This window comes from Streptomyces sp. NPDC030838, assembly GCF_055572035.1.
In genome coordinates this window covers 798823-824469 of sequence record NZ_JBVIED010000001.1, presented here as the reverse complement: position 1 = coordinate 824469, position 25647 = coordinate 798823, and the positions used below count along the sequence as shown (strand labels likewise).

Here is a 25647-nt window from a genome sequence, read left to right as displayed (position 1 = left end):
CCGGGCGAGTGCTACAGAGCGTCCGGCCCGCGCTCACCCGTCCGGACGCGGACGACCGTGTCGACCGGCAGCGCCCAGACCTTGCCGTCGCCGATCTTCCCGGTCTGCGCGGCCTTCACGATCGCGTCGATCACGGCGTCGGAGTCCGCGTCCTCGACGACGACCTCGATACGGACCTTCGGCACCAGGTCGACCTGGTACTCGGCGCCCCGGTAGACCTCGGTGTGGCCGCGCTGGCGGCCGTAGCCGCTGGCCTCGCTGACGGTCAGGCCCTGGATGCCGAGTTCCTGGAGGGCGTTCTTCACCTCGTCGAGGCGGTACGGCTTCACGATCGCGGTGATGAGCTTCATGCCTGGGGCCTGACCTTCTGGGCGGTGGGGACGACGGAGTGGGCGACCGGGGCGCCGTGGCCCAGGACGCCGTGATCGTATGCGGTCTCCGCGTGCACCGTAAGGTCGAGACCGGTGTGCTCCTGATCCTCGCTCGCCCGGAAGCCCATCACCTTGTCGATGACCTTGCCGATGCCGTAGGTGACGGCGAAGGCGTACGCCCCGACGGCGACGACGGCCACCAGCTGCTTGCCGAGCTGGCCGAGCCCGCCGCCGTACAGCAGCCCCTCGGTGCCGCCGGTCATGGACTCCACCGCGAAGACGCCGATGAGCAGCGTGCCGATCACGCCACCGACCAGGTGGACGCCGACGACGTCGAGGGAGTCGTCGTAGTTCAGCTTGAACTTCCAGCTCACGGCGTACGAGCAGACCACACCCGCGGCGAGGCCCACGACGAGCGCGCCGAGCAGGGACACCGAGCCGCAGGACGGGGTGATGGCGACCAGGCCCGCGACCGCGCCGGAGGCGGCGCCCAGGGTGGTGGGGTGGCCGTCGCGCTTCTGCTCGACGAACAGCCAGCCCAGCAGGCCGGTGCAGCCGGCGGCGAGGGTGTTGAGGAACGCGGCCGCGGCGAGGCCGTTGGCGCCGAGGGCCGAGCCCGCGTTGAAGCCGAACCAGCCGAACCAGAGCAGACCGGCGCCGAGCATGACCATGGGGAGGTTGTGCGGGCGCATGGCGTCCTTCTTGAAGCCCAGGCGCGGGCCCAGGACCAGGCACAGGGCCAGGCCGGAGGCACCCGAGGTGATCTCGACGGGCAGACCGCCCGCGAAGTCCAGCGCGCCGAGCCTGTCGAGGATCCAGCCGCCCGGGCCCCAGGTCCAGTGCGCGACCGGAACGTATACGAGCAGCGTCCAGACGGGCACGAACACCAGCCACGCCCCGAACTTCGCCCGGTCCGCGATCGCGCCGCTGATCAGCGCGGCCGTGATGACCGCGAAGGTGAGCTGGAAGGTGGCGAAGAGGAAGGTGGGGACCGTGCCCTGGACGCTGTCGGGGGTGATGCCGCTCATGCCGAGGTGGTCGAGGCCGCCGATGAGTCCCCCGGCCGCGTCCTCGCCGAAGGCGAGGGAGTAGCCGGCCGCCAGCCACACGACCGTGACCAGGGCGATCGACACGAAGCTCATCATCAGCATGTTGAGGACGCTCTTCGTGCGGACCATGCCGCCGTAGAACAGGGCCAGGCCCGGGGTCATCAGGAGCACCAGGGCGGTGGCGGCGAGCAGCCAGGCGGTGTCGCCGGTGTCGACGCTTGCGGCGGCGAGGGTCACGGTCGTCTCCAACGGGGTGGGGGCTCGTCAGAGATTCACCGCTGTGCGTTTCCGGTTGTGTACCGGTGTGTTTCGGGGGCGTTTCATTGCGTGAGGGTTTCCGGAAGCTCACGGTGACGGGGGTGTGCGGACGGTTGTGCGGCGGGGGCTTGTCGATCAGGGAGAATGGGCGCCATGAGCGTTCGTAGCCAGTCATCCGAGCAGCCGGCAGAGGGATCCCACCGAGCCGGCTTCGCCTGCTTCGTGGGCCGTCCCAACGCGGGCAAGTCCACTCTCACGAACGCGCTGGTCGGGCAGAAGGTGGCGATCACCGCGAACCAGCCGCAGACGACCCGGCACACGGTACGAGGGATCGTGCACCGCCCGGACGCCCAGCTGATCCTGGTGGACACCCCTGGTCTGCACAAGCCGCGCACGCTGCTGGGCGAGCGGCTGAACGACGTGGTCCGGACGACCTGGGCGGAGGTCGACGTGATCGGCTTCTGTCTCCCGGCGAACGAGAAGATCGGTCCCGGTGACCGCTTCATCGCCAAGGAGCTGGCGGGGATCAAGAAGTCCCCGAAGGTCGCCATCGTCACGAAGACGGACCTCGTCGACTCCAAGGCCCTCGCCGAGCAGCTGATCGCGATCGACCAGCTGGGCAAGGAGCTGGGCATCGAGTGGGCGCAGATCGTTCCGGTCTCGGCGACCGCGAACAAGCAGGTCGACCTGCTGGCGGACCTGCTGATCCCGATGCTGCCCGAGGGCCCGGCCCTCTACCCCGAGGGTGACCTCACCGACGAACCCGAACAGGTCATGATCGCGGAGCTGATCCGCGAGGCGGCCCTGGAGGGCGTCCGCGACGAGCTGCCGCACTCCATCGCCGTGGTCGTCGAGGAGATGCTGCCCCGCGAGGACCGCCCGGCCGACAAGCCCCTCCTCGACATCCACGCCAACGTCTACATCGAACGCCCCAGCCAGAAGGGCATCATCATCGGCCCCAAGGGCAAGCGCCTGAAGGAGGTCGGCATCAAGTCCCGCAAGCACATCGAGGCGCTGCTGGGCACGCCGGTCTTCCTCGACCTCCACGTGAAGGTCGCCAAGGACTGGCAGCGCGACCCGAAGCAGCTGCGCAAGCTGGGCTTCTGACGTCAGCCCGGTGATGGGCTTCCGGCGTCAGCCCGGTGACGGCACCACCGTCTCCGTCAGCGTCGCCAGGCGGGACGCCAGGATCCTCGCCCAGGCGCGATAGCCGTCGGGTGAGGGATGGAAGCGGTCGGCGGCGAACCACGGGCCCGGGTACTCCGGCGGGGCACCCGAGGGAAGGTGGAAGACGGCGGCTCCCCTCGTGGCCGCCGTCTTCAGCTGGTGGTCCAGGAACCGGACGTAGAGGGCGAGCGGGAGCCTGACCCGGCGCGGGACGGAGTCCAGCGCCGTCAGGGTCGGCAGGCCCGCGAAGACCACCGGCACGTCCTCGCCCAGACGCAGGCGGATGTCGCGCACCAGCGCCTCCGCGTCCCGGCGGACGGCGCGCGGCCGGCGCAGCCGCATGGCGTCGTTCGTGCCCGCGACGATCAGGACCACGTCGGGGCGCCAGCGGGTCATCGGGTCGGTGAGACCGGACAGCAGGGCGCGGCGGGCGGTCGCCAGCGTCGCTCCGGCCTTCGCCGTCACCCGCCAGTCCACCGCCCGGCCCGTCAGCTGGGTCACCGCCCGGGCCAGGTGCCCGGCCATCGCCTCCCTGTGGTGCGCGGCCCCCACACCCGCCGCCACCGAGTCGCCGAGCACCGCCAGCCGCAGGGCCGGTTCCTTGCCCTCCGTGCTGCCCGTGCCGTCCCCCGCCGCCTCGGGCAGCAGTGTCAGCCGCTTGCGCAGGGCGTTCGCGAACATTCCGTGGACCTCCCCCGTCCTCGCCCCGTTCCCATAACGGTGTTATGGCTATAACAGCGTTATGCTCCCTCCGTGTCAAGCCTCACCGTCCGCCGCCGGCTCCTCGACGAAACCGCCCGCGTCCTCGCCGAGGAGGGTCCCGCCGCGCTCAGCGCCCGCCGGCTCTGCACCGCCGTCGGCGCCTCGACCATGGCCGTCTACACCCACTTCGGGTCCATGGCGGGGCTGGTGCGCGAGGTGATCCGGGAGGGGTTCGACCGGTTCCAGGCACGTGCGAAGGCCGTCGAGGCGGGGGCGGATCCCGTGTGTGAGCTGGCCCGGCTCTGCCGCGTCTACCAGGAGTTCGCCCGCGCCGAACCCGACGTGTACGCCGTGATGTTCGGCGGCTCCGCCATCGCCGGGTTCGAACTGACCGAGGAGGACCGGCAGATGGGGGTGCGGCTGCTGCGGTATCCGCGCGACGCCATCCGGCGGTGCGTGGGCGCCGGGCGGTTCCGGGCCGACGCCGACGCCGATCTCCTCGTACGGCAGTTGTTCGCTTCCATGCACGGCCTGGCGCAGCTCGCCCACGCGGGCTACGTCATCGGCGTGTACGGGCCCGACGACGTCCTCGCGGGCACGCTGCGGGACTTCGCCGTCGCCGCCGGGGACGAGGCGGGGCGGGCCGAGGAGTCCGTGCGCTCGGGCCTCGGGGGCGACTCCGCCGGATGACACGTCATCGCCGGTCCCGCAGCACCTCCCGGAACCAGTGGTACGACGCCTTCGGGGTGCGGGCCAGGGTCTCGTGGTCCACGTGGACCAGGCCGAAGCGGCGGGCGTACCCCTCCGCCCACTCGAAGTTGTCCAGCAAGGACCAGACGAAGTAGCCGCGGACGTCCACGCCCGCCGTCATCGCGTCGTGCAGCGCCCGGATGTGGCCGTCCAGGTAGGCGATGCGGTCCTGGTCGTCGAGCCCGTCGTACGAGCAGCCGTTCTCGGTGATGATCACTGGCGGGAGCCGGTCGCCGTAGCGGTCCCGGAAGGTGGTCAGCAGCTCGGTCAGGCCCTCCGGGACGACCGGCCAGCCGAAGTCCGTCGTCGGCCGGCCCTCGATCGCGCGGACCGAGAAGGGGAGTTCGGCGGGCATCCGCACCCCGCCGAAGTCGGTCTCCGTGCCCTGCGGGGCGCCCACCCTGCTCGGCGCGTAGTAGTTGACCCCGTACCAGTCGAGCGGCTCGGCGATCACCTTGAGGTCGGCCTCGACGTCCCCCGGCATCAGCTCGCCGAGACCGGCGGGGTAGGTGCCCAGCAGCAGGGGGTCGGCGAAGAGGCGGTTCAGCAGGATGTCGTAGAAGTCCGCCGCCTCCACGTCCGCGCTCTCCTCCGACGCCGGCCAGGTCGGGCCGTGCGAGTTGGCGATCCCGATGTCCGTGGCGCCTGCCGCGCGCAGGGCGCGGACCGCCAGTCCGTGGGCCAGCAGCTGGTGGTGGGCCACCGGCAGCGCGTCGAACAGCAGCCGCTGTCCCGGCGCGTGGACGCCCAGGGCGTGGCCCAGCAGGGTGTGTTCCGCCGGTTCGTTCAGGGTGATCCACTTCTTGACGCGGTCGCCCAGCCGGTCGGCGACGACGGAGACGTACTCGGCGAAGCGGGCGGCCGTGTCCCGGTCCAGCCAGTCCATGCCGAGGGGCAGGTCCCAGTGGAACAGGGTCGGGACCGGGCGGACGCCCGCCGCGCACAGGTCGTCCACGAGCCGGTCGTAGAAGCCGAGGCCCTTCGGGGACCGCACGCGCGGCCAGGAGATCGAGAAGCGGTACGCGTCCACGCCCAGGTCGGCCAGGAGGGCGACGTCCTCGCCGTGGCGGTGGTAGTGGTCGCAGGCCACCGCCGCCGTCGAGCCGTCCTTCACCCGCCCCGGCTCGGCCGTGAACGCGTCCCACACGGACGGCTCGCGCTCGTCCGCCGCGCCCTCGATCTGGTGGGCCGAGGTCGACGCGCCCCACAGGAAGCCGGCGGGGAACTGCGGTATCGGGTTCGTCGTCGCCATGGGCCGGATCATCCGTACCGTCGGTAACGGAAGTCAACGGCCCTGCGGGAAGCCGCGGTTACGCGCCCTCCTTCAGCACCCGAGTGATCAGAGCCCGCTGCTCGTCCGTCAGCCGTGGATCGCTCGCGTACACCGTCGTCCCGTCCACCGTGATCTGGTAGCTGAAGCCGTCCGGCACCCCGACCGGGGGCGTGCCCCGGCCGGCGGCCAGCGCCCGCTCGGCCAGGGCCTGCCACTCGGCGGCGTCCGGGCGGCCCGCGGTGTCGATCTCGGCGAACCGCTCGATGCCCGCGAACCCGCCCGTCCGCCTCACCTGAATTCGCATGGGTCCCTGTCTAGTACGGAACTACAGCGTGCGCACCCCGACCTGCTCCCAGGCCTTGCGCACCGCCTCGTGCTCGTCTCCGCCGTCGCCGTAGCGCTCCCGCGCCGCCTTGACGGTGAGGGTGGCGAAGTCCGTGAACATCGCCCGCTCGGCCAGCTCGCCGCCGGTCAGCACGTCGTACCAGATCTGGCCCGCCTTCTCCCAGGCGTAGCCGCCGATGGCGGTGGCGGCCAGGTAGAACGCGTGGTTGGGGATGCCGGAGTTGATGTGCACGCCGCCGTTGTCGCGGCCGGTGCGGACGTACTCGTCCATCGTCGCGGGCTGCGGGTCCTTGCCGAGCACGTCGTCGTCGTACGCGCTGCCCGGCTCCTTCATGGAGCGCAGCGCGTTGCCGGTGACGCCCGGGGCGAGCAGACCGGCGCCGATCAGCCAGTCGGCCTCGGCCGCGGTCTGGCCGAGCGTGTACTGCTTGATGAGCGAGCCGAAGACGTCGGACATCGACTCGTTCAGGGCGCCCGGCTGGCCGTAGTAGGTGAGGTTCGCCGTGTACTGGGTGACGCCGTGGGTGAGTTCGTGGCCGATGACGTCGATGGGGAGGGTGAAGTCGAGGAAGATCTCGCCGTCGCCGTCGCCGAACACCATCTGCTCGCCGTTCCAGAAGGCGTTGCCGTACTTCTCGTCGTAGTGGACGGTCGCGTCCAGCGGCAGTCCGTCGCCGTCGATCGAGTGGCGGCCGTAGATCTTGAGGAAGAGGTCGAAGGTGGCGCCGAGGCCGGAGTAGGCGCGGTTGACGGTGGCGTCCTGGCCGGGGTCGTCGCCCTCGCCGCGCACCTTCGTACCGGGCAGGTCGGTCTTGTGCTCGGCGTCGTAGATGGTGCGCAGCGGCTGGTCGGACGGGGCTTTCGCCTGCGGCGCGGCGGCGAGGCGGAACTCGGTCGTCACCCGGCGCCGGCCGCGGAGTTCGCTGTCGCGGACCAGTGTGCGGTGTGCCTGGTCGGCGACTGCGGGGTTGTCGGAGCGGGCCAGTTTGTCGAGGAGGTGGGGTGGGACGACGGTGCAGAAGACAGCGGTCATGCTCCGCACGATTGCACTCCGTTAGCTGTGTGTCACTGGGTGCAACCATGATTGGTGAAAATGTGGTCCGCGGGGCGTGGGGGGTGGTCCTGTGTGCTAGCGGCTGTCCGTTGTGTGTGGTTTCTCGCGCAGTTCCCCGCGCCCCTAAAGACCTCACAGTCCCGCATACTGATACAGGACCCCGCGTCTCGGAGTCGCTCGGCTAGCATGCTGCGCATCATGCGTTTCGGGCTGCTTCTTCTTAGCTGCCGCGGCGAGGGCCTGTAGTCCAGGTCGACTCCCTCCCCGCGGAGCTTGGCGTTGCCGTCGGCCGTCCTTCCGGACACCCCTAGGAGCCCCCGCATCATGGCCAACCGCCAGCAGCCCAGTTCCATGCCGATCCACAAGTACGGCCGCTACGAGCAGGTCGACATCCCGGACCGCACCTGGCCGAACCAGCGGATCACCAAGGCCCCCCGATGGCTGTCGACCGATCTGCGTGACGGCAACCAGGCCCTGATCGACCCGATGTCGCCGGTCCGCAAGCGGGCGATGTTCGATCTGCTGGTCAAGATGGGCTACAAGGAGATCGAGGTCGGCTTCCCCGCCTCCGGGCAGACCGACTTCGACTTCGTGCGCTCGATCATCGAGGAGCCCGGCGCCATCCCGGAGGACGTGACGATCTCCGTCCTCACCCAGGCCCGCGAGGACCTGATCGAGCGGACCGTGGAGTCCCTGAAGGGTGCCCGGCGCGCGACCGTGCATCTGTACAACGCCACCGCCCCGGTCTTCCGCCGGGTCGTCTTCCGCGGCTCCAAGGACGACATCAAGCAGATCGCCGTGGACGGGACGCGGCTGGTCATGGAGTACGCCGAGAAGCTGCTGGGGCCGGAGACCGAGTTCGGATTCCAGTACAGCCCGGAGATCTTCACCGACACCGAGCTGGACTTCGCGCTGGAGGTCTGCGAGAGCGTCATGGACGTCTGGCAGCCCGGTCCGGACCGCGAGATCATCCTGAACCTGCCGGCGACCGTGGAGCGGTCCACCCCGTCCACGCACGCGGACCGCTTCGAGTGGATGCACCGCAATCTGTCGCGCCGCGAGTTCGTGTGTCTGTCCGTGCACCCGCACAACGACCGCGGTACGGCGGTCGCCGCCGCCGAGCTGGCGCTGATGGCCGGTGCCGACCGCGTCGAGGGCTGTCTGTTCGGGCAGGGCGAGCGCACCGGCAACGTCGACCTGGTCACCCTGGGCATGAACCTGTTCTCGCAGGGTGTCGACCCGCAGATCGACTTCTCCGACATCGACGAGATCCGTCGTACGTGGGAGTACTGCAACCAGATGGAGGTCCACCCGCGCCACCCGTACGTGGGCGACCTGGTCTACACGTCCTTCTCCGGCTCCCACCAGGACGCCATCAAGAAGGGCTTCGACGCCATGGAGGCCGAGGCCAAGGCCAAGGGCGTCACCGTCGACGACATCGAGTGGGCGGTGCCGTACCTGCCGATCGACCCGAAGGACGTCGGCCGCTCCTACGAGGCGGTCATCCGGGTGAACTCGCAGTCCGGCAAGGGCGGCGTGGCGTACGTGCTGAAGAACGAGCACAAGCTGGACCTGCCGCGCCGGATGCAGATCGAGTTCTCCAAGATCATCCAGGCCAAGACCGACGCCGACGGCGGCGAGGTCACGCCCAAGGACATCTGGGCGATCTTCGAGGACGAGTACCTGCCGAACCCGGAGAACCCGTGGGGTCGGATTCAGGTCAAGAACGGGCAGTCCACGACCGACCGCGACGGCGTCGACACGCTCACCGTGGAGGCCACCGTCGACGGCGCGGACACCGTGCTGACCGGCCAGGGCAACGGTCCGATCTCGGCCTTCTTCGACGCCCTGCAGTCCATCGGGATCGACGTACGCCTGCTGGACTACCAGGAGCACACGATGAGCGAGGGCGCGTCCGCGCAGGCCGCCTCCTACATCGAATGCGCGATCGACGGCAAGGTGCTGTGGGGCATCGGCATCGACGCCAACACCACCCGCGCCTCGCTCAAGGCGGTCGTCTCGGCCGTCAACCGGGCCGCGCGCTGAACCGTCCCCACCGGGGGTTTGAGGGTCCCGTCCGCTGTTTTCCGGCGTTCGCCGGGCGGGCGGGACCCCGTCGTTTACCGGCCACCCACCCGTTCAGGTCACGGAGAGGTCTCGTCCTGGGTGCTGACTAGCCCTCATGGATGTGGCTAACATCACGCCAGCGCGGCGATGTTGCCGCGGGGTTACGGAGGTGCTGCGACGTGCTGCCAGGACGGGGACGAGACGGCCGTGTCACCGGGCTTTCGCGCATTCTGGGCACCCGTACCGCGTGGACGCCCGTGGGCGACGGGGACTTCTTCTGCCCCGGCTGCGGCGGCGACCGCAACTACCAGCGGCTCACCGGACGCCGCCGCTTCACCCTGCTGGGCCTGCCCGTGCTGCCGCGCGGCGCGAGCGCGCCCGTGGTCGAGTGCGCGGCCTGCCGCCGGCACTACGGCACCGAGGTCCTCGACCACCCCACCACCACCCGCTTCTCCGCGATGCTCCGCGACGCCGTGCACACCGTCGCCCTCGCGCTGCTCGCGGCGGGCGGCGCCGGATCCCGTACGGCGCTGGAGGCCGCCGCGACGGCGGTGCGCGCGGCCGGATTCGACGACTGCACGGAGGAGCAGCTGGCCGCCCTCGTCGAGGCGCTGGAGGCGGACACCGGCCGGATCACCGGCGAGCCCTGCGGGCCCGGGCTGGCCATAGAGCTGCACGAGGCGCTGGACCCGCTGGCCCCGCACCTCGCCCCCGCGGGACGTGAGTCGATCCTGCTCCAGGGCGCGCGGATCGCCCTGGCCGACGGGCCGTACACCACCGCCGAACGCGAGGTGCTGGCCACCGTGGGTGCCGCGCTCACCATCACGAGCGACGAGGTGAACCGGCTGCTCGCGGCGGCGCGGACGCCGTCCTGACACCCCCGTACTCCCCGGGGAGTAATCCGGCCGTCGGGTCACCCCTCGTCGTACCCCCGAACTCGCCCTCGCGCGCGACGAATCCGCCCTCCCGCGCCGGGAGTCTGGAACCGCATCCAGACATCCGCTCCGGAGGGAGGGCCCGTTCATGGGGGCCGGAGAGAAGACAAGCAGGCGGCGGGCCGTGCCCTGGCTCGTGCTCGCGCTGTGGATCGGCGTGCTGGCGATCGCCTCGCCGTTCGCCGCGAAACTCGGCGACGTCACGCACGACCGCGTCACCGACTATCTGCCCGCGAACGCCGACTCCACCCAGGTGGCCAAGCTCCAGGAGCGGCTGCCGGGCGGCGAGACCACCCAGCTCGTCCTCGTCTACACGCGGGACGGCGGTCTCACCCCCGCCGACCAGGCGACCGCCGAGCAGCAGATCGGCAGGATCGCCGACGAGCACAAGCTGCTCGACACCCCGCAGGGCGTGCCCTCCAAGGACGGCACGACGCTCATGTACCCGGTCACCAGCAACGAACCCGGTACCGACGAGAAGCTGCGGGACGAGTTCGTCAACGACATCCGCGACATCGCCAACTCCTCCGGCGGCCTCGACGTCGAGGTCGGCGGCCCCAGCGCGGTCCAGACCGACTCCGCCGAGGTGTACAACTCCCTCGGCGGCCCCCTGCTCTACACCACCGTCGGCGTCGTCGCCGTCCTGCTGATCCTCATCTACCGCAGCCCCGTGCTATGGCTGATCCCGCTCGTCGTCGCCGGCATGGCCGACTACCTGTCCATGGGCGTCGCCTACGGCCTCAACCAGGCGTTCGGCACCTCCATCACCGGCGCGGGCACCGGCATCATGACCGTCCTCGTCCTCGGCGCCGGAACCGACTATGCCCTGCTCATCGTCTCCCGCTACCGCGAGGAACTGCGCCGCGTCGAGCGGCCCTACGACGCCATGGTCGCCGCCCTGCGCGGCTGCGGCCCCGCCGTCATCGCCTCCTCCGGCACCGTCGCCGCGGGTCTGCTCTGCCTGCTCGCCGCCGACCTCAACTCCAACCGCGGCATGGGCCCCCTCGGCACCGTCGGCGTGCTGTGCGCGCTGATCGCCATGCTCACCCTGCTGCCCGCGATCCTCGTCCTGCTCGGCCGCCGCGTGTTCTGGCCGTTCATCCCGGCCTTCGGCAGCAAGGCCAAGGAAAGCCGCTCGCTGTTCGCCGCGATGGGCAGCTCCGCGGGCCGCCGCCCGATCACCGTCCTGGTCGCCGGCGCCGTCGCGCTCGGCGCGCTCGCCCTCGGCATGCTCAACCTGCCCGGCACCATCAAGCAGGAGGACTCCTTCGTCGACAAGCCGGAGTCCATCTCCGCGATGCAGACCCTGGCCAAGTCCTACCCCGAGATCTCCAGCCAGCCCATCACCATCATGACCCCGGCCGACCGCGCCGAGGCCACCGTGCGGGCCGCCTCCGGCACCGACGGCGTCGAGTCCGCCCGTATCGGCCGGACCGGCGAAGGCTGGACCGAGGTCTCCGTGATCGCCGCTGCCCCGCCGCAGTCGGACGCCGAGAACCGCACCATCGAGACGCTGCGCGACAAGCTCGACGGCTCCTACGTCGGCGGACCCAGCGCCCAGCAGATCGACCTGAAGGACACCCACGCCCGCGACCAGAAGGTCGTCGTACCGATCGTCCTCGTCTCCGTCCTGCTCATCCTGATCGTCCTGCTGCGCTCCCTGGTCGCCCCGCTGATTCTGATGTCCGCCGTGGTCGCGGTCTGGGCGGCGGCCCTCGGCATCGGCGGCATGGTGTTCGGGCCGGTGCTCGGCTTCGAGGGCACCGACGGCGGTCTCGGCCTGCTGTCCTTCGTGTTCCTGGTCGCCCTCGGCGTGGACTACGGCATCTTCCTGATGCACCGGATGCGCGAGGAGTCCCTGAACGGCGCCGAACCCGCCGCGGCCGCGCTCACCGCGCTGCGCACCACCGGCGGGGTCATCGCCTCCGCGGGCCTGGTCCTCGCCGCCACCTTCGCGGTGCTGATGAACATGGGCCTTGTCCAGCTCGTCGAACTCGGCTTCGTCATCGCGGTCGGTGTTCTCCTGGACACCTTCCTCGTCCGCACCTACCTGGTCACCAGCGCCAGCGTCGCTCTCGGCCGGAAGGTGTGGTGGCCGGGGCGGATGTCGCGGGCGCCGGAGCCCGGGCCGGAGCCGGTGGTCCGGGAGCCGGAGCGCGTCTGACGCGCGGGTCCTGAACGCCCCTCGACCCCCGCTCGACCCCATGGGCGCCCCTCTCTCCCGGAGGGGCGCCCTCCTCACGGAAGATGAGCCCGTGCCCGTGCCCGAAGCAGCCCTGCCCGACGCAGCCCGCAAACCCCGCATCGGCGAGCGGATCATGGCGGCGATCAACCGCGACCCGCGCACCGCCCCGCACGCCACCCGCAACGACATCCTGCTCGTCCTCGCCACCACCGCCCACGCCGTCGTCGTCGCCCTGGCCACGGACCCGGCCCGGCGTCCCGACGCGCTCGGCTGGGCCCTGCTGCTCGCCGGGCAGGTGCCGAACGTGTGGCGGCGGCGCCGTCCGCTGCTGGTGCTGGCCGCGATGGTCGCGCTGCTGCTGCCCTACCACGCCCTGGACAACAACCACACCGCCCCCGTCCCGGCCTCGTACGTCGCGCTGTACACCGTCGCCGTCACCTGCCGGCCCCTGTACACCCTGCTCACCAGCGGCGCGGCCCTGGCCCTGGCGATGGGCGTCATGATGGTCGTCAACAAGCACCAGGCCCTGGAGGCGCTCAGGATCTCCGGCTGGGCGATCGCCGTGATCTTCGTCGGCATCGACGTCCGCTACTACCGCCAGTACGTCGCCGCCATCGTCGAACGCGCCGAACGCGCCGAACGCACCCGCGAGGAGGAGGCCCGCCGCCGGGTCGCCGAGGAACGTCTGCGCATCGCCCGCGACCTGCACGACCTGCTGGCGCACAGCATCACGCTGATCGGCGTGCAGACGTCCGTCGCCGCGCACGTGCTGCACGCCGACCCCGACCGCCTCGACCGGGCCGCCGTCGCCAAGGCCCTCGACGACATAGCCGAGACCTGCCGCACCGCCCGCGGCGAACTGCGCACCACCCTGGAGGTGCTGCGCGACCACGGCGGACCGGAGGTGCGCGGCCCGCTGCCCGGACTGCACGGGCTGCCCGGCCTCGCGGACACCGCGCGGGCCGCGGGCGCCGAGGTCGAACTGTCGGTGCGCGCCGACGATGTGCCGCCCGCGGTCGGCGCCGCCGTCTACCGGATCGTGCAGGAGGCGCTGACGAACGCGGTACGGCACGGCGGACGCGGCGATCTCGCCGTGGGCGTGCAGGTGTACGACGACCAGGACGCCCTGCACGTCCGGGTCACCGACGACGGGGCGGGCGCGGGGTCGGGCACCCCCGGCTTCGGACTCGTCGGCATGCGGGAGCGGGCCCGCAGCGTGGGTGGCACCCTGGACGCCGGGCCCGGCGAGGAGCGGGGCTTCGAGGTGAGGGCCGTACTGCCGTTGAGAACCGGGGGAAACCGTTGAGAACCGGGGGAAACCGATGATCCGCGTCCTGCTCGCCGACGACCAGACCCTCGTACGGGCCGCGTTCGCGATGCTCGTCGAGTCCGCGCGGGACATGGAGGTCGTCGGCCAGGCCGGCACCGGCCGGGAGGCGGTGGAACTGGCCCGCGCCGCCCGCGCCGACCTGGTGGTCATGGACATCCGGATGCCGGAACTCGACGGCATCGAGGCGACCCGGCTGATCGCCGCCGACGAGGACCTGGCGGGCGTGAAGGTGCTCGTCCTGACCACGTACGACACCGACGAGCACGTGGTCGAGGCGCTGCGCGCCGGGGCCTCCGGCTTCCTGGTGAAGGACACGAAACCCGCCGAACTGCTGGACGCCATCCGCACGGTGGCGGCCGGCGAGGCGCTGCTGTCGCCCGGCCCGACCTCCCGGCTCATCGCCCGCTTCCTGCGCAGCCCCACGGCCACCCCGGCGGCGACGGCGGGTCCCGAGTGCCTCTCCGAGCGGGAGAGGGAGGTGCTCACCCTGGTGGCCCGCGGCCTGAACAACACCGAGATAGCCGAAGCCCTCGGACTGAGCCCGCTGACCGCGAAGACGCACGTCAGCCGCATCATGGGCAAGCTGGGGGCGCGGGACCGGGCGCAGCTGGTCATCGTGGCGTACGAGTCGGGGCTGGTGACGCCGGGGAGCATGTGACGGACAGTCATGTCCGCCGGCCCCCTTTCGGAGAGCGATGACTCCGCTGCGACCGATCCGCACCCTCCTCGCCACCGCCGTCCTCCTCACCGTCCCGCTCGCCCCGCCGAAGGCCGCGGCCGCCGCCCCCGGCTGCACCTCCTCCGTCCCCTATGTCTCCGGCCGTGGCGGCTACGCCACCTACCGCGTCCCCGCCGTCCTCACCACCCGGCACGGCACCGTCCTCGCCTTCGCGGAGGGCCGGCGCACCGGCGCCGGGGACAGCGGGGACATCGACGTCGTCCTGCGCCGCTCCACCGACGGCGGCTGCACCTGGGGCCCGCTGGCCGTGGTGGCCGCCGGGCGCGGCGACACCCGGGGCAATCCGGCCCCGGTCGTCGACTCCCGCACCGGCGCGATCGTGCTGCTGACCTCCTACAACGGCGGGGGAGTGACGGAGGCGCAGATCATGCGGGGCGAGGTGCCGCCGGAGCGCGGCCGCCGGGTGTTCGTGCAGCGGAGTACGGACGACGGACGCCGCTTCTCACCGACGTACGAGATCACGGCGGCGGTGAAACCGGCGCGCTGGCGCTGGTACGCCACCGGCCCGGGCCACGCCCTCGCGCTCACCCACGGCCCCCGCGCGGGCCGCCTGGTGATCCCGGCCAACCACTCGTCCGCCCCGCCCGCCGGCTCCCCCGACACCGGCCGGGAACCCCGCTACTACGGCGCCCACGCCCTCCTCAGCGACGACGGCGGCCACACCTGGCGGCTCGGCTTCGTCGACGACTCCTACGACGGCCACGCCAACGCCAACGAGAGCACGGCCGCGCAACTCCCCGACGGCCGCGTCTACTTCAACGCCCGCGACCAGCACGGCACCGTCCCCGGCAACCGCCTCGACACCCACTCCGCCGACGGCGGCGAAACCCTCACCCGCCCCTACACCGCCCAGCCCACCCTCGACGACGTCCCCGTCGTCCAGTCGTCCGTCCTCCACCTGCGCGACGGCCTGCGCCTGTTGTTCTCCGGCCCGTCCGACCCCACCGCCCGCCGCGCCCTCACCCTCTGGCGCAGCACCGACGGCGGCACCACCTTCACCAGGTCCCTGACCCTCTCCCCACACCGGGCCGCCTACTCCGACCTGACCCAGCTCGACCGTTCCACGGTCGGCGTCCTCTACGAGACGGGGCTGAACGGGCCGTACGAGACGATCGAGTTCCGGCGGGTGCCGGTGGCCGTGCTCTAGAGGAGTCCGGCTAGAGGAGTCCGGCCGCCGCCAGGAACTTCCCCACCCGTTCGACCTCCGCCTCCGACAGCGGCACCTGGGGCTGTGCCGTCGCCGGGCAGGCGATGACGCCGCGTAGGTGGAGGGCCGCCTTGAAGGCGCCGAGGGCGGAGGAGGACGGGCCCATGCGGGTGGGGTCGCCGACGTGGATCATGCCGAACAGGGCGCACAGGCGCTCCTGTTCGGTGCGGGCGCGTTCCGTGTCGCCGGTGCGGCAGAGGCGGTCGAGGCGGACGTAGCCGTGCGGGTCGACGTTGGCGAGGCCGGGGACGGCGCCGTGCGCGCCGAGGGCGAGGGCGGCGTCGACGAGGAGTTCGGAGCCGGTGAGGACGGTGAAGCCGGGGTGGGCGCGGGCGGCGGTGACGACCTCGCGGAAGGCGGCCAGGTCGCCGCTGGAGTCCTTCAGTCCGGCGAGGACTCCCTCGGCGGCCAGGTCCAGGACGAGGTCTGCGGGGAGCTTGGTGTGGACGGCGGGCGGGATGTCGTAGGCGAGGACCGGGACGGGGGAGGCGGCGGCGACCAGGCGGTAGTGGCGGGCGATCTCCGCCGGATGGGTGCGGGCGTAGAAGGGGGCCGTGACGACGACCGCGTCGGCGCCCGCCGCCGTCACCGAGGTCACGTGCTCCAGGACCCGGGGGGTCGTCATGTCGATCGCGCCTGCCAGGACCGGCAGTCGTCCGGCGGCGTGCCGTACCGTCTCCGACACCACCAGGGCGCGCTGGCGGTCCGTCAGGTACGCCGCCTCCGAGGTGGAGCCCAGCACGAACAGGCCGTGCACCCCGGCGTCCATCAGATGGTCGAGCAGCCGGTGCAGCGAGTCCACATCCACCTCGCGGTCCGGTGTCAGAGGCGTGCAGACGGGCGGGACGACACCGGTCAGCGGGGCGGGGATCGTCATGGCAGCTCCCTCGGCTGGCGGGACCGGCGGGCGAGCGCGCCGGTCGACTCAGTCTCCTCCACCGGATGGTGACAGCGGAAGCGGTGTCCCGGCAGGGCGCCCGGAGTGAAACCGGGCATCCGGGCCGCGCACTCCGCGACGGCCTTCCAGCAGCGGGTGCGGAACGGGCAGCCGCTCGGCGGCCGGGTCGCCGACGGCACCGGCCCGGTCAGCGGGATGGGCTCGACGGGGTGCAGCAGGCCGGGGGTCGCGGAGAACAGGGCGCGGGTGTACGGGTGCCGGGCGTGGTCGGTGACGGCGTGGGCGGGGGTCTCCTCGACGATCCGGCCCAGGTACATGGTGATCACGCGGTCGCTCATCCGCCGTACCGTCTGGATGTCGTGCGAGACGAACACCAGCGCGAGGCCCAGGCGGTCCTTCAGGTCCAGCAGGAGATTGAGGATCTGGGCGCGCACCGAGACGTCGAGCGCGCTCGTCGGCTCGTCCGCCACCACCAGGTCGGGGTCGAGGGCCAGCGCCCGGGCGATGGCCACGCGCTGGCGCTGACCGCCGGAGAGCTGTCCGGGGAGTGCGTCGGCGAGGGGGCGGGGGAGGCCTACCAAGGACATCAACTCGCGGACCCGATCGTCGCGTTGGGGCTTCGTGCCGCGTGCGTGTACATCCAGCGGGTCGCGCAGGATCCGGCGGACCGCGAGGCGGCGGTTCAGTGCCGTCGACGAGTCCTGGAAGATCATGCCGATGCCGGAGCCGACGGCCCTGCGGCGCTCGGCGGGCGGCAGTGTCCACAGGTCACGGCCCCGGAACGACACCGTCCCGGACGTCGGCCGCTCCACCCCCACCAGCACCTTCGCCAGCGTCGACTTGCCGCACCCGGACTCGCCGACCACGCCCACCGTCTCGCCGGGCGCGACGGTGAGGTCGGCGCCGGTCAGGGCGTACACGCGGTCCCGCCGCAGCAGGCCGCCGGTGCGCGCCTTGTGGACGACGTGCGCGTTCCTCAGCTCGACGAGCGCTGTCATGTCACCGCCTCGAAGGAGGTCAGGGGGAGTGCCGGGTGGTGGCAGGCCGCCGTGTGGGTGCGAGTGCCGCGCAGGGCGGGGGCGGTGGTGTGGCACAGGTCGGTCGCGGAGGGGCAGCGGTCGGCGAAGCGGCAGCCCGCCGGGAAGTCCGCCGGGGCCGGGACGACGCCCCGGATCTGCGTCATCCGCTCCGCCGCCGACTCCAGCGAGAGCACGCTGCCGAGCAGTCCGCGCGTGTAGTGGTGGGCGGGGGACTGGACGAGGTCGGCGGTGACGCCGGTCTCGACGATCTGCCCGCCGTACATCACCGCCACCCGGTCGGTGACGTCCGCGACCAGCGCCAGGTCGTGCGAGACGAGGATCAGCGCGAAGTCCAGCTCCGCGCGCAGCCGCAGCAGCAGTTCCATGATCTGCGCCTGCACGGTCACGTCGAGGGCGGTGGTCGGCTCGTCGGCGACGATCAGCCTCGGCTCGCGGGACAGGGCCATGGCGATCAGTACGCGCTGCCGCTGACCGCCGGACAGCTCGTGCGGATAGCTGCGCAGGGTGCGCTCGGGGTCGAGGCCGACGAGGGCGAGCAGTTCGGCGGGGGTACGGCGGCCTCCGCGCCGTACGACCTGTTTGAGCTGGGCGCGGATGGTCATCGCGGGGTTCAGGGAGGACAGGGCGTCCTGGTAGATCATCGCCATCTCGTGGCCGAGCAGCCGGCGCCGTACCCGCATCGGCTCGGCGAGCAGGTCGCGGCCGGCGAAGCGGACCCGGCCGCGCACCCGGGCGCCCTTCGGCGGCAGGCCCATGACGGTGAGCGCGGTCAGGGACTTGCCGCAGCCGGACTCGCCGACCAGGCCGAGGACTTCACCGGCGCGCACCTCGAAGCCGATGCCGTCGACGATGTCGACGCCGTGGTGCCGGTGCTCGAACCCGATGGCCAGGTTCTCCACCGCCAGCACCGGCTGTCCGTCGGGGAGCGGCCGGGCGCGGGAGCGCAGCCGCCGGGCCGCCTCGGTCAGGTCGGGGAGCGGTACGGCCTCGCCGGTCCCGTGCTCGGGGGTCGCCGGCCGGTCCTTCTCCGGCGCCCTGACCTCCCGCGCCGCCGGGGCCGCCCAGGCGTCCGAGACGCCCTCCGAGAGGATGTTCAGCGCCAGCACGGTGACCAGCATCAGCAGCCCGGGGAACACGGTCGCCCACCAGCCGCCGGTCAGCACCATGTTCTTGCCGTCCGCGATGACACTGCCCCACGACGGGTCCGGCGGCCGTACGCCCGCCCCGATGAAGGACAGCGACGCCTCGAAGACGATCGCCTCCGCCACCTGCACCGTGCAGAACACCAGCACCGGGGCGGCGCAGTTGACCGCCACGTGCCGGACGACGATGTGCGGGGTGCGGGCGCCGATGACCCGCTCGGCGGTGACGTAGTCCTCGCCGTACTGGTCGAGCACATTGGCCCGTACGACCCGGGCGACGGGCGGGGTGAACAGGAACGCGAGCGCGCAGATCAGCACGGTGACGCCGCCGCCGAACACCGCGATCAGCACGGCGGCCAGCGCGATCCCCGGGAACGCCATCACCACGTCCAGACAGCGCATCAGCGTCTCGTCGACCGCCTTGCGGGATGTGGCAGCGACCGCACCCAGCAGGGCTCCCGCGACGAGCGCGAGCGCGGTCGCGCCGAGCCCGATCGCCAGCGACCAGCGCGCCCCGTACATCAGCCGGCTGAGGATGTCGCGGCCCAGGCTGTCCTGGCCCATCCAGTGCCCGGCGGACGGATGCCCTGTGCCGTCGACGGGCGGCTGCTGGTCGAGCGGATCGTGCGGGGCGAGCAGCGGGGCGAACACCGCCACGAGGACGACGACGGCCAGGAAGCAGACGGCGGCCTTCGACAGCGGCGGCAGCCGGCGGTGGTTCGCGCGCGGGGTGGCGGTCATGTGGTCGCGTCCCTCAGTCGTGGGTTGACCAGCAGATAGAGGATGTCGATGACGAGGTTCACCACGACGAAGCCGGTCGCCGTCGTCAGCACCACGCCCTGCACGACCGCCGGGTCGCCGTTCTTCACGGCGTCGATCATCAGCTTGCCCATGCCGGGGAGCGAGAAGATCGTCTCGATGACGACGGCGCCGCCGAGCAGATAGCCGACGCGCAGGCCCAGGACGGTCAGGGGGTTGATGAGGGCGTTCCGCAGCACGTTGCGGCCCACCACCACCCGGGGTGGCAGCCCGCTGCCGATCGCCGTGCGCACGTAGTCCTTGTCCAGCTCCTCCACCACCGCCGTCCGCACGATCCGGGTCAGCTGCGCCGCGACCGGCAGGGACAGGGCGAGCGCCGGCAGGGTCATGGTCCTCAGCCAGCCGGTGAAGGAGTCCGCCGGGTTGATGTAGCCGCCGGCCGGGAACCAGCCCAGGTCGACGGCCAGGTACTGGATCATCAGCAGCGCCAGCCAGAAGCCGGGCGCGGCGACGCCGATCAGCGACACCACCCGGATGACCTGGTCCGCGAGCCGGTCGCGGTGGAGGGCGGCGGTGACCCCGCCGAGCAGGGACAGCACCACCGCGATGCCGAGGCCGAGGAAGGTGAGCTGGACGGTGAGCGGCAGCGCGGTGGCGATCTGGTCGAGCACCGCCTCGCGGGTGAGCGCGCTGGTGCCCAGGTCGCCGTGGAGGAGATCGCCGACGAAGGCGACGTAGCGCACGGGCAGCGGGTCGAGCAGGCCGTGCTCCTCGCGGAACGCGTGCAGTTGCTCGGGGGTCGGGTTGGCGCCCTGGAAGAACGCGGACGCCGGGTCGACGTCCGAGAACCGCATGAGCAGGAACACGAAGAGCACGATGCCGAGCATCAGCGGGACGAGCAGGGCGATACGGCGGACGAGAATCCTGGCGATGGCGACCACGGGCCGGCTCCTGTGCTGGTGACGCGGTGACGCGATGAAGTGGTTACGCCCACTTGGCCTGGAGGAGGTTGATCCCGGGATACGGCTGGGCCCTTATCCCCGCGAGCCGGGCCGGGTCCCAGGCGGTGATCAGCTCGTTGTGCACGACCGGGTAGAGGACGGCCTGCTCGGCGACGGTGTCGATGTAGTCCTGGATCATCGCCCGCTTGCGGTCCGGGTCGGGTTCACGGGTCGCCCGGTCCATGTCCGTGAACAGCCGCCGGGCCACCGGGTCGTCGGCCCAGCGGGCGTAGCGCATCCACAGGTTCTGCGGGCCGTAGTTGTAGTGCATGATCAGGTCGGCGTCGAGGCCGAACTGGTTGGGGTTGGAGGCGGCGGCGACGACCTGGTAGTCCCGCATCTGGTCCATCTTCGTGAAGACCGCGGTGGTCTCCTGCGGGGACAGCGTGGTGCGCACCCCGACGGCGTCCCAGGACGCCTTGACGGTCGGCAGACAGTCCATGATCCAGCTGACGTTCACGGCGAGCAGGTCGATCCGCAGTCCGCTCACCCCGGCCGCCTTCAGCAGCGCCCTCGCCTTCCCGGGGTCGTGGTCGTAGACCGTCTTCGCGCGCCGGTAGGCCGGGTTGGCCTCGTTGAGGAAGGAGGTCGACGGCGTGCCGTGCCCCTTCAGCGCGACCTCCACCATCTGCTCGGTGTCGATCGCGTAGTGCAGCGCCTGCCGGACCCGCACGTCGTCGAACGGCTTGCGCCGGGTGTTGAACATCAGGAACAGGTTGTTCATCCCGGCCCCGCCGCCGACCGTCAGCCCGGCGCGCTCCAGCTGTCCGATGTTGGCGTACGGGATGTTGTCCGCGATCTGCGCGCCCGCGCTCGCCCCGGAGATCCGGGCGACGCGCGGGGCCGCGTCCACGATCGTCAGCCAGTTCATCTTCCTGAAGGCGGGCGGGCGCGGGCCGTTGTAGTCGTCGAAGGCCTCGAAGGTGGTGTTGGACTTCGGGTGGTGCGCGGTCTGCCGGTACGGCCCCGAGCCGATCGCCAGGCCCTTGACCGCCTCGTCCCAGCCGCCCGGCCGGGAGAACACGTGCCTCGGCATGATCTTGGCGAGAGTGAGCCGCGAAAGCCCCTCCGGGAAGGGGAACTTCAGCCGCAGTTCCACGGTCCGCGCGTCGACCTTCCGCACCTCCCGCAGCCAGGGCGCGAAGAACCCCTTGGCGAGGGTCTGGGTGCCGGGATCGAGGATCCGGTCGAACACGAAGACGACATCGTCGGCGGTGACCGGCCTGCCGTCGTGGAACCTCGCCCCCTCCCGCAACGTGAACCGCCAGGCCGTGGCCCTGGGGTCCCCCGGGACTTCCGTGCCCAGCGCGGCATACGGCTCCCGGGAGATCGGGTCGGTGTCCAGCAGCCCTTCGTAGATGTGGTGGTTCGCGGCCATGCTGAACGCGGACGCCGTCTGCGTCGGATCCCAGCTGCCGTCGTTGCCGTACCCGATCACCGCGGTCAGCGTCCGGCTCGCCCCGCCGCCCCCGCCGCCGGTGTCGATCGTGGACTCCGGCCCGGCGGAGCACGCCGCCAGTGCGCCGGAGACGGCCGCCGCGCCGGTGTACTTCAGGAACGCCCGGCGGTGGGGCACCGGAACGTCCGGGGGCACGTCGCGCACGGGTCCTCCAGCGGAAGGGTGGGGGGGATGGAGGGGAGATACGACGTCCTACGTCCTGGCGTCAGCGTGACCATAGGAGCGGTGGTGGGGGCGGTCAAGGGAACGCGCACGGATGACGCCATACGAAGCGGGCGGCGCCGTTCCCGGCGCGGCGCCGCCCGCTGACGGGCTAGCCGAGGGCCTCGGTCAGCACCTTCGCCGTCTCCGCGATCAGGGCGTTCTCCCGGACCGCGGCCGGGTCGGACTTCCGCGACAGGATGGCCAGTACGACCGGGGTGCCGTCCGGGGTCCAGGCGATGCCGACGTTGTTGTTGGTGCCGTAGGCGCCGCCACCGGTCTTGTCAGCGACTGTCCAGGTGGGCGGGACGCCGGCGCGCAGCCGGTCGCCGCTGGTGGTGTTGTTCAGCAGCCAGTGGGTGAGCAGCTCACGGTCGGCGCCGGGGAGCGCGTCGCCGAGCACGAGCCGGGCGTAGGTGCGGCCGATCGCGCGCGGGCTGGTGGTGTCGGTGACCCGCCACGGCTCCGCCGAGTTCAGCTCCGTCTCCCAGCGGTCCAGACGGGTCACCGGGTCGCCGAGCGAGCGGGCGAACCGGGTGATCGCGGTGGGCCCGCCCAGCTCGCGCAGCAGCAGATTGCCCGCGGCATTGTCGCTGAACCGGATGGTGACGTCGCAGAGCTCGGCGACGGTCATGCCCTCGGCGAGATGCTTGCGCGTCTCGTCGGAGCCGTCCACCAGGTCGGCCTCGGTGTAGTGGATCCGGCGGGCGAGGAATTCCCCGTCCTGGTCCAGGTCGCGCAGGACGGCCGCGGCGGCCAGGGTCTTGAAGACGGAGCAGATCGGGAAGAGGTCGTCGGTGTGGTGCCGGACGGTGCGCCCGGTGCGGAGGTTGTGGGCGTAGACGCCCAGCTTGGCGTCGTAGCGCCGCTCCAGGTCGCGCAGGCGTCCGGTGACGCCGTTGGCCGGTCCGCCGGTGGCGTACGCGACGGCGGGAGTCAGCAGGGCCGCGGTGCCGGCCGCGCCGGCGGTGAGGAGGGTGCGTCGGTTTAAGGACATCTCGATCTCCTTCGTGATCGTTTCTCCCCGTGATCGACGCAGCCGCCTCACGCCGTGGTTGCGGCGCGGTACGGGCCGGTGTCAGAGGAAGAAACTGTCGTGCCGCACCTGGAACTCCCGCAGCTCCTCGCCTCCGCGCGCGGCGAACTCCGCGACCCGCTCGAAGTACTCCTCACGCGGCGCGCCCGGCGTGAACAGCATCAGCATGGACAGCGGTTCCTCGGTGTCGTTCTTGAAGGCGTGCAGCCCGCCGGGCGGGACGTACAGGAAGTCACCCTGGCGCCCGGTGACCCACCGCTCGCCGTCATACAGTTCCACCTCGCCCGACAGGACGTAGAAGGACTCGGAGATCGACCGGTGGAAGTGCGTCTTCGCCCCCGGCGCCTTCGGTCCCATGTCCACCTTGTAGAGCCCGAACTCACCGTCCGTGGTGGCATGGCTCGCCAGATAGTGCGTGACGGTGCCCCCCGGCGACACCACGTCGGGCGGCGTGTCGGCGCCTCGGAACACGGCGCTGATCTCCCCGTTCTCACCGAGGTATCGCGGCTCCGGGTAGGACATGTCGGGCCTCCTTGATCGGTCTGTTCTGTTCCCGATCACTCTCGCCTGCCGGAGCCGCGTCCGTCATCCGCCGGAGGACCGTGGCGGACGGCACATGGGACCTAGGGCGCGACGGGTAGGGCGGTGGGCGGGGCGTACGGGGTGAGCCGTGCCAGTCGCTTGATCTTCTCGCGGACGATGTAGAGAGGGATGATCCCGAACACTCCGAAGGACATGTCGATCACCGTCCACCAGAAGGGGATCCCCCGGATCGGCCCGCAGATCAGGGCGAGCGGGATGATGCCGGCGCAGGCGATCATGCCGAACTCGACGACCCAGATGTTGCGGACCGGGTCGCGATACGGCCCGTAGAAGGCGACCGCGATGACCAGGTGCGCGAAGGCCAGCCAGTCGGTGCCGTAGAGGACGAACGGGTAGCGCGCGTCGACGGCGTCGAGCCCGTCCCGCACGCGTTCGATCCAGTGCATCAGGCCGGGCAGATACTCGGGCGCGGACAGTGCCCGCAACGCGCTCTCCGTCCAGCGCAGTTCGTGCACCAGGGGGAAGGCCGTGGCGCCGCTGAGCACCAGACAGACGATGAAGAGGACCAACCAGGCACGGATGCCCTTCAGCAGGGCGGCTCTGCCGCTCGCATCGCTCATGGGGGCAGCGTACGCCTGGAGTTGAACGCGTTCAAAAGTGGGGTACGAGAGTGCGGTCGTAGCCTGTTTCGGATGTGGCCGTGGGGCCGCCCGCTTCTTTGCCAGTGTCGTGCTTCCACGGCCCGCATCAAGGGCGCTCCGCTATCGCTGCGCGTCGCCTTCGGCGATGGGCCTGCGGCCCACCCTTGACCCGGTCCGCTCCAGCACGGGGAAGAAGCGAGCGGGCGGCCCGGAAGAGCGGGGTGCCCAGGTGGGTTCGGGTGCGGTGGGCTGGCCTGCTGGCCGGAATCGGGGGCGCGTCAGCGCCGCAGGGGCACGCCGGGCCGGCTAAGCGGCTTGCCGCCGGTGGGCGGCCCCCACAGTGCGGATGAACTCCGTCCAGGCGGCCGGGCTCACGACGATCACTGGTCCAACCGGAACCTTGCTGTCCCGGACGGGCACGATGCCGGGGACTCCGTCGGCGACCTCGACGCACTCGCCGCCGTTGTCGTCGCTGTAACTGCTCTTGCGCCAGCGGGCGGCTCCGGGGAAGTCGTACGCGACCTCGACGCAGTCGCCGCCTTCGCCATTGCTGTAGCTGCTCTTGCGCCAGCGAGCGTTGCTCAGGTCGAACTCGTGCATCGTCTGAAGTCCTCAGCCGCCGACTCGATCAGGGCTAGGGACGCCGACGGCGACAGTGCGGCGACCCTGAGCAGATCGTATGCTCGCTGCGCTCGCTTCACCACAGCCGGATCGTCCACCAACGTCCCCGAAAACGACGTCTCTGTATAGGCGACTGGCGGCGCGTCGTGGAAGTCCATGAGCTTCAGCGACCCGGCCATGGACGCATGCTCCCCAGCCGCATACGGGAGCACCGTCACCCACGCCTTGCGCTCACGCATCAGCCCGGCGACGTGCTTCAGTTGCTCGATCATCGCCTCTGGCCCGCCCACCGGTACGCGCAGCACGTTCTCGTGGAGGGTCACCCAATACTCGGGCCTTGTAGCGTCCTTGAGGATCTCCGCTCGTTCCAGGCGGGCCGTGACCTTCTCCTCGATGTACTCGTCGGTCACGAACGGGTTCGCGGCGACGGTGACCGCCCGCGCGTAGTCAGCCGTCTGCAGCAGGCCCGGCACCACGGTCGCCGCGAACTCGCAGATCCGCGTCGCATGCCGCTCCAGCTCCACAACCCCGGCGAAGTACTCCGCGTACCTCCGATCATTGATGAGCTGTCTGCACAACCGCTCGAAAATACCGTCGGTTTGCAGCACCTCGTCGATCCGCTGGGCGATATCAAGCTGAGGCTTTCGAATGGCCTGCTCGAACTGACCGATATACGCGCCGGAGACGAATACCCGCGCCCCCAACTCCACCTGGGTGAGGCCCGCCTCCTCGCGGCGGCGCTTCAGCTCCGCTCCGAAGAACTCCCAGGCCGCCTGCCGTGAACCATTGGCCATGGCCAACCCCTTTGCCCTGCCCCGCACTTGTAGCGCACAAGCTCCTGCCGAGTGTAGGGGCAGCCGACCATGCTGGTGAG

General features: G+C 71.3%; 24 protein-coding genes. 8 read left to right on the top strand and 16 right to left on the bottom strand.

Annotated features, from left to right (window positions below; all coding sequences use genetic code 11):
* Positions 1–11: 11 nt before the first annotated feature.
* Both ACZ42A_RS03695 and ACZ42A_RS03690 read right to left on the bottom strand, forming a co-directional pair.
* Positions 12–350, bottom strand: coding sequence for a P-II family nitrogen regulator (locus ACZ42A_RS03695; protein WP_468525487.1), 339 nt, complete (start codon positions 348–350; stop codon positions 12–14).
* Entirely contained in the window at positions 347–1657 is a 1311-nt protein-coding gene (locus ACZ42A_RS03690) for an ammonium transporter (RefSeq protein WP_468525486.1), read from the bottom strand. Before ACZ42A_RS03690 ends, ACZ42A_RS03695 begins: the two co-directional genes overlap by 4 nt.
* Positions 1658–1831: 174 nt before the next feature.
* Here ACZ42A_RS03690 and era point away from each other — a divergent pair, with 174 nt between their 5' ends.
* Positions 1832–2785 (top strand): GTPase Era, encoded by a 954-nt coding sequence (era, locus tag ACZ42A_RS03685; protein ID WP_468525485.1) that lies wholly within the window; start codon positions 1832–1834, stop codon positions 2783–2785.
* Positions 2786–2812: 27 nt separating this feature from the next.
* On the opposite strand, the gene ACZ42A_RS03680 is transcribed toward era, so the two are convergent.
* Positions 2813–3526, bottom strand: coding sequence for an SGNH/GDSL hydrolase family protein (locus ACZ42A_RS03680; RefSeq protein ID WP_468525484.1), 714 nt, complete (start codon positions 3524–3526; stop codon positions 2813–2815).
* A gap of 72 nt (positions 3527–3598) precedes the next feature.
* On the opposite strand from ACZ42A_RS03680, the gene ACZ42A_RS03675 reads away from it, so the two are divergent.
* Positions 3599–4237, top strand: coding sequence for a TetR/AcrR family transcriptional regulator (locus ACZ42A_RS03675; protein ID WP_468525483.1), 639 nt, complete (start codon positions 3599–3601; stop codon positions 4235–4237).
* A 4-nt stretch (positions 4238–4241) separates the two neighbouring features.
* Here the strand turns inward: ACZ42A_RS03675 and ACZ42A_RS03670 are convergent, their stop codons facing one another.
* The 3 genes from ACZ42A_RS03670 to ACZ42A_RS03660 are packed head-to-tail and all read right to left on the bottom strand — an operon-like array spanning position 4242 to position 6948.
* Positions 4242–5561 (bottom strand): GH1 family beta-glucosidase, encoded by a 1320-nt coding sequence (locus ACZ42A_RS03670; RefSeq protein ID WP_468525482.1) that lies wholly within the window; start codon positions 5559–5561, stop codon positions 4242–4244.
* Between the two features lie 46 nt (positions 5562–5607).
* Positions 5608–5874 carry a protealysin inhibitor emfourin gene (locus tag ACZ42A_RS03665; RefSeq protein WP_468525481.1) on the bottom strand — a complete coding sequence of 89 codons (267 nt, stop codon included), beginning with the start codon at positions 5872–5874 and terminating at the stop codon, positions 5608–5610.
* Between the two features lie 21 nt (positions 5875–5895).
* Positions 5896–6948 carry a M4 family metallopeptidase gene (locus ACZ42A_RS03660; protein WP_468525480.1) on the bottom strand — a complete coding sequence of 351 codons (1053 nt, stop codon included), beginning with the start codon at positions 6946–6948 and terminating at the stop codon, positions 5896–5898.
* Between the two features lie 345 nt (positions 6949–7293).
* On the opposite strand from ACZ42A_RS03660, the gene leuA reads away from it, so the two are divergent.
* From leuA to ACZ42A_RS03630, 6 genes are all read left to right on the top strand, one after another.
* Positions 7294–9015 (top strand): 2-isopropylmalate synthase, encoded by a 1722-nt coding sequence (gene leuA / locus ACZ42A_RS03655; protein WP_468525479.1) that lies wholly within the window; start codon positions 7294–7296, stop codon positions 9013–9015.
* Positions 9016–9215: 200 nt separating this feature from the next.
* A complete protein-coding gene (locus ACZ42A_RS03650) occupies positions 9216–9911 on the top strand; it encodes a TerB family tellurite resistance protein (RefSeq protein ID WP_468525478.1) in 696 nt (231 codons plus the stop codon).
* Between the two features lie 148 nt (positions 9912–10059).
* On the top strand, positions 10060–12135 hold the full coding sequence (locus tag ACZ42A_RS03645; protein ID WP_468525477.1) for an MMPL family transporter: 2076 nt from the start codon (positions 10060–10062) through the stop codon (positions 12133–12135).
* Positions 12136–12289: 154 nt separating this feature from the next.
* Complete coding sequence (locus tag ACZ42A_RS03640; RefSeq protein WP_468526126.1) at positions 12290–13462, top strand: sensor histidine kinase; 1173 nt, start codon at positions 12290–12292, stop codon at positions 13460–13462.
* Between the two features lie 16 nt (positions 13463–13478).
* Positions 13479–14144 (top strand): response regulator, encoded by a 666-nt coding sequence (locus tag ACZ42A_RS03635; RefSeq protein ID WP_468525476.1) that lies wholly within the window; start codon positions 13479–13481, stop codon positions 14142–14144.
* Positions 14145–14181: 37 nt separating this feature from the next.
* Positions 14182–15372, top strand: coding sequence for a sialidase family protein (locus tag ACZ42A_RS03630; protein ID WP_468525475.1), 1191 nt, complete (start codon positions 14182–14184; stop codon positions 15370–15372).
* Between the two features lie 10 nt (positions 15373–15382).
* Here the strand turns inward: ACZ42A_RS03630 and ACZ42A_RS03625 are convergent, their stop codons facing one another.
* From ACZ42A_RS03625 to ACZ42A_RS03580, 10 genes are all read right to left on the bottom strand, one after another.
* On the bottom strand, positions 15383–16309 hold the full coding sequence (locus ACZ42A_RS03625) for a dihydrodipicolinate synthase family protein (protein ID WP_468525474.1): 927 nt from the start codon (positions 16307–16309) through the stop codon (positions 15383–15385).
* Entirely contained in the window at positions 16306–17328 is a 1023-nt protein-coding gene (locus ACZ42A_RS03620) for an oligopeptide/dipeptide ABC transporter ATP-binding protein (RefSeq protein WP_468525473.1), read from the bottom strand. The genes ACZ42A_RS03625 and ACZ42A_RS03620 overlap by 4 nt, the downstream gene beginning before the upstream one ends.
* Positions 17325–19253, bottom strand: coding sequence for a dipeptide/oligopeptide/nickel ABC transporter permease/ATP-binding protein (locus ACZ42A_RS03615; protein WP_468525472.1), 1929 nt, complete (start codon positions 19251–19253; stop codon positions 17325–17327). The genes ACZ42A_RS03620 and ACZ42A_RS03615 overlap by 4 nt, the downstream gene beginning before the upstream one ends.
* Positions 19250–20212, bottom strand: a complete 963-nt coding sequence (locus ACZ42A_RS03610; RefSeq protein WP_468525471.1) for an ABC transporter permease — start codon at positions 20210–20212, stop codon at positions 19250–19252. The genes ACZ42A_RS03615 and ACZ42A_RS03610 overlap by 4 nt, the downstream gene beginning before the upstream one ends.
* A gap of 43 nt (positions 20213–20255) precedes the next feature.
* Complete coding sequence (locus ACZ42A_RS03605) at positions 20256–21875, bottom strand: ABC transporter substrate-binding protein (protein ID WP_468525470.1); 1620 nt, start codon at positions 21873–21875, stop codon at positions 20256–20258.
* Positions 21876–22044: 169 nt separating this feature from the next.
* Positions 22045–22929, bottom strand: coding sequence for a class A beta-lactamase (gene bla / locus ACZ42A_RS03600; protein ID WP_468525469.1), 885 nt, complete (start codon positions 22927–22929; stop codon positions 22045–22047).
* 81 nt (positions 22930–23010) lie between these two features.
* Positions 23011–23490 carry a cupin domain-containing protein gene (locus ACZ42A_RS03595; RefSeq protein WP_468525468.1) on the bottom strand — a complete coding sequence of 160 codons (480 nt, stop codon included), beginning with the start codon at positions 23488–23490 and terminating at the stop codon, positions 23011–23013.
* A gap of 101 nt (positions 23491–23591) precedes the next feature.
* The gene (locus tag ACZ42A_RS03590) at positions 23592–24131 is read right to left on the bottom strand and encodes a hypothetical protein (RefSeq protein WP_468525467.1); all 540 of its coding nucleotides are present in this window, start codon (positions 24129–24131) and stop codon (positions 23592–23594) included.
* A 327-nt stretch (positions 24132–24458) separates the two neighbouring features.
* A complete protein-coding gene (locus tag ACZ42A_RS03585) occupies positions 24459–24752 on the bottom strand; it encodes a DUF397 domain-containing protein (protein WP_468525466.1) in 294 nt (97 codons plus the stop codon).
* Positions 24734–25567, bottom strand: coding sequence for a helix-turn-helix domain-containing protein (locus ACZ42A_RS03580; RefSeq protein WP_468525465.1), 834 nt, complete (start codon positions 25565–25567; stop codon positions 24734–24736). Before ACZ42A_RS03580 ends, ACZ42A_RS03585 begins: the two co-directional genes overlap by 19 nt.
* Positions 25568–25647 lie beyond the last annotated feature (80 nt).